General features: G+C 60.1%; 3 protein-coding genes. 1 reads left to right on the forward strand and 2 read right to left on the reverse strand.

All coding sequences use genetic code 11. The features are described from left to right. Window positions 1–152 precede the first annotated feature (152 nt). On the reverse strand, window positions 153–1,499 hold the full coding sequence (locus HU811_RS25685) for a DEAD/DEAH box helicase (protein WP_186658853.1): 1,347 nt from the start codon (window positions 1,497–1,499) through the stop codon (window positions 153–155). Between the two features lie 193 nt (window positions 1,500–1,692). Here HU811_RS25685 and HU811_RS25690 point away from each other — a divergent pair, with 193 nt between their 5' ends. Then, window positions 1,693–2,991 carry a mechanosensitive ion channel family protein gene (locus HU811_RS25690; protein WP_186658856.1) on the forward strand — a complete coding sequence of 433 codons (1,299 nt, stop codon included), beginning with the start codon at window positions 1,693–1,695 and terminating at the stop codon, window positions 2,989–2,991. A gap of 115 nt (window positions 2,992–3,106) precedes the next feature. On the opposite strand, the gene HU811_RS25695 is transcribed toward HU811_RS25690, so the two are convergent. After that, entirely contained in the window at window positions 3,107–3,973 is an 867-nt protein-coding gene (locus HU811_RS25695) for a carboxylate/amino acid/amine transporter (protein WP_186658859.1), read from the reverse strand. Window positions 3,974–4,047: the final 74 nt, after the last annotated feature.

Consider the following 4,047-nt stretch of genomic DNA (forward strand, 5'->3'; position numbering starts at 1 on the left):
CAGCCTCGTTGCACTCGTCAGCTCCTACAGTCCTACAGATCTCACAGGGCGGGATCCCTCGTCACAAGAGTCTGGGGCGTATTTGAGTGTAATTTTCGGCCATAAAAAAACCGGACCCAAGGTCCGGTTTTTTATGCAGCACTACCGCCGTTTCACTCAGCCGCTGGCGCCTCTGGCTTGCGGCGCTTGAGCGGGGCCATGCCGTCTTTGCTGACCAGCGACAAAGCGTCGGTCTTCGGGCGGTTGGCGATCTTGCGTTTGGTCGGGGCCTTGGCGCCGGCTTTCTTTTTGTCGCCCTTGGCGTCGACCTTTTTCTTCTTCACGCCAACGGCCTTGCCCGAGGCCTTGACCTTTTTCGGTCCGCCGTAGGTGCCTTTGACTTCCTTGATGGTGCGGCGCTCGAAGCTCTGCTTGAGGTAGCGCTCGACGCTCGACATCAGGTTCCAGTCGCCGTGGCAGATCAGCGAGATCGCCAGGCCATCGTTACCGGCACGGCCGGTACGACCGATGCGGTGCACGTATTCATCACCGCTGCGGGGCATGTCGAAGTTGATGACCATGTCCAGGCCGTCAACGTCCAGGCCACGGGCGGCAACGTCGGTGGCGACGAGGATTTTCACGCCACCTTGCTTGAGGCGGTCGATGGCCAGCTTGCGGTCTTTCTGGTCCTTCTCGCCGTGCAGTACGAACGCCTTGTATTCCTGGGCCACCAGGCGACCGTAGATGCGGTCGGCCATGGCTCGGGTGTTGGTGAACACAATGGCTTTTTCGTAGGTCTCGTTGGCCAGCAGCCAGTTCACGATCTGTTCTTTGTGCTGGTTGTGGTCAGCGGTGATGATCTGCTGACGGGTCGTGGCGTTCAACTGGCTGACCGCGTTGAGCTGCAAGTGCTCCGGGTTGTTCAGCACCTTGGCGATCATTTCCCGCAGGCCCGACCCGCCGGTGGTGGCAGAGAACAGCATGGTCTGCTGGCGATTGACGCATTCGTCCACCAGGCGCTGCACGTCTTCGGCAAAACCCATGTCGAGCATGCGGTCGGCTTCGTCCAGCACCAGCACTTCGACTTCCTTGAGGTCAAGGTTGCCGGCGTTCAGTTGCTCGATCATCCGCCCCGGGGTGCCGATCAGAATGTCCGGTACTTTGCGCAGCATGGCGGCCTGGACCTTGAAGTCTTCGCCGCCGGTGATCAGGCCGGACTTGATGAAGGTGAACTGCGAGAAGCGTTCGACCTCTTTCAGGGTCTGCTGGGCCAGCTCACGGGTCGGCAGCAGGATCAGGGTTTTGATGCTGACGCGCACCTTGGCCGGGCCGATCAGACGGTTGAGGATCGGCAGCACGAACGCCGCGGTCTTGCCGCTGCCGGTCTGCGCCGTCACCCGCAGATCACGCCCCTGGAGCGCGAGCGGAATAGCCGCTGCCTGCACCGGCGTTGGCTCGACAAATTTAAGCTCGGCCACGGCTTTGAGCAGGCGTTCGTGCAGGGCGAATTGGGAAAACACGGGTGCTACCTCGAAGAAATGCAAAAAAACAGCTGCATAGGGTAACGGTTTCGAGCTCGAAGGCCGAGTTTCTTTATACGAACGGCGCTAATCAGTGGCTTTTTTGTGAGCCGATTCGTCATCAAGGGTCACTTAGCCTGGCTTAAATGCTCTAATCGCACCGTCGCGTCTTTATAGAAGAACCGTTTCGTCCATGGACATCAAACAGCTCTGGGTCAACATTCAAGACTTCTGGGGTGCCCTTGAGCAGCACCCGCTTCTGCAGTCCAGCCTTGCCTTGTTGTTGCTGCTGGTCATTGCCCTGGTGCTCGGGCGCGTGGCGCGCTACCTGATTTTGCACGGTGCCAAGTTACTCGGCCGCCAGCCGGCCCTGCACTGGGTCAACGACCTGCGTCATAACAAGGTTTTCCATCGCCTGGCGCAGACGACGCCCTCGCTGGTCATCCAGTTCGGTCTGCACCTGGTGCCGGAATTGAGCAAGACCAGCATGATTTTCCTGGGCAATGTTGCCCTGGCTTTCACCATCCTGTTCATGGTGCTGGCCATCAGCGCCCTGCTCAGCGCCCTTCTGGATGTCTACGCCCGCACCGAACACGCCCGCACCCGCTCGATCAAAGGCTACGTGCAACTGGCGAAGATGGTGCTGTATGTGTTTGGCGCAATCATCATTGTTGCCACCCTGATCGACCGCTCGCCGCTGTTGCTGCTGTCGGGTTTAGGTGCCATGTCGGCGGTGATTCTGTTGGTCTACAAGGACACCTTGCTGTCGTTCGTCGCCAGCGTGCAACTGACCAGCAACGACATGCTGCGGGTCGGTGACTGGATCGAGATGCCTCAGGTGGGGGCCGACGGTGACGTGGTGGACATCACGCTGCACACCGTCAAGGTACAGAACTTCGACAAGACCATCGTCTCGATTCCCACCTGGCGCCTGATGTCCGAGTCGTTCAAGAACTGGCGCGGCATGCAGCAATCCGGCGGGCGACGGATCAAGCGCAGCTTGTTCATCGATGCCAGCGGTGTGCGTTTTTTGCAGGATGAGGAAGAACAGCGCCTGACCCAGGTTCATCTGCTGACCGATTACATCAGCCGCAAACAGGCCGAACTCAAGGCCTGGAACGAAGCCCAGGGCAACGTCGCGGCGATGTCGGCCAACCGCCGACGCATGACCAACCTGGGCACCTTCCGCGCTTACGCCTTGGCGTATCTGAAAAGCCACCCGGACATCCAGCCCAACATGACCTGCATGGTCCGCCAGATGCAGACCACGGCCCAGGGCATCCCGCTGGAAATCTACTGCTTCACCCGCACCACTGCGTGGGCCGACTATGAGCGTATCCAGGGGGATATTTTCGATTACTTGCTGGCGGTGATGCCGGAGTTCGGGTTGAGCTTGTATCAACAACCCAGCGGCATGGATTTGCGCTCGGGATTGTTGCCGGCGGCGTTGGGGGCGAGCCACCTGCCGGAGCCGCAGAAGCAGGTGATCTAATCCTCACAACAGGTTTCCTGTGGGAGCGAGCCTGCTCGCGATAGCGGTGTAACAGTCATAGATATGTTGACTGACATACCGCCATCGCGAGCAGGCTCGCTCCCACAAGGGTTCATCAGTGTGCAGCCAGCGATTGGCGCACTCCCAACCGACTGATCCACACCGCCGCCAATATCACCGCCCCGCCCAACAGCAATCGCCCCAGTGCCTCGTGCTGGTTCCAGATCAGCAGGTTGACCAGCAGCCCCACCGGTACATGCAGGTTGTTCATCACCGCCAGCGTGCCGCCGCTGACCATGCACGCGCCTTTGTTCCACCAGTACAGCCCCAACGCGGTGGAGACCAGGCCGAGGAATATCAGTACGCCCCACTGCAGAGGCGCCTCAGGCCAGAAGTCGGCCTTGCCGAACAGCAGAAAGGCCGGCAACGCCACCGCCAGTGCGCCGAGGTAGAAGTAGCCGAAACGTCGGTAGTGCGGCAGGTCGCTGGGATGGCGGGCGACGAGGTGTTTGTACAGCACCTGCCCGGCCGCGTAGGTGAAGTTGGCCAGTTGCAGCAACAAAAAGCCCATGAAGAAATCCGGGTTGATCCGGTCGTAGCGAATCACCGCCGCGCCAGCCACGGCCACCAACGCCGCGATCAGGGCCCAAGGATTGAAGCGACGATTGAGCGCGTCTTCGATCAGGGTCACGTGCAGCGGCGTCAGGATGGTGAAAAGCAGGACCTCGGGCACCGTCAGCACGCGAAAGCTCAAGTACAGGCACACGTAGGTCACGCCGAACTGCAAGGCGCCAATCAACAGCATGCCACGCATGAACGACGGCTCCACCTGGCGCCAGCGGGTCAGCGGAATGAACACCAGCCCCGCCAGCACAACCCGCACCAGCACCGCAAAGTAACTGTCGACATGCCCGGCCAGGTATTCGCCAATCAGACTGAAGGAAAACGCCTGAATCAGTGTGACAAAAAGTAGATAGCCCATACGCCCCTCGTTTCGGATGGCGGCGAAGATAGCGGTTTTGAAGGGTGGGAGCGAGCCTGCTCGCGATAGCGGCA

Origin of the sequence: Pseudomonas tehranensis, from assembly GCF_014268615.1 — a bacterium.
GTDB classification, from domain to species: Bacteria; Pseudomonadota; Gammaproteobacteria; order Pseudomonadales; family Pseudomonadaceae; genus Aquipseudomonas; species Aquipseudomonas tehranensis.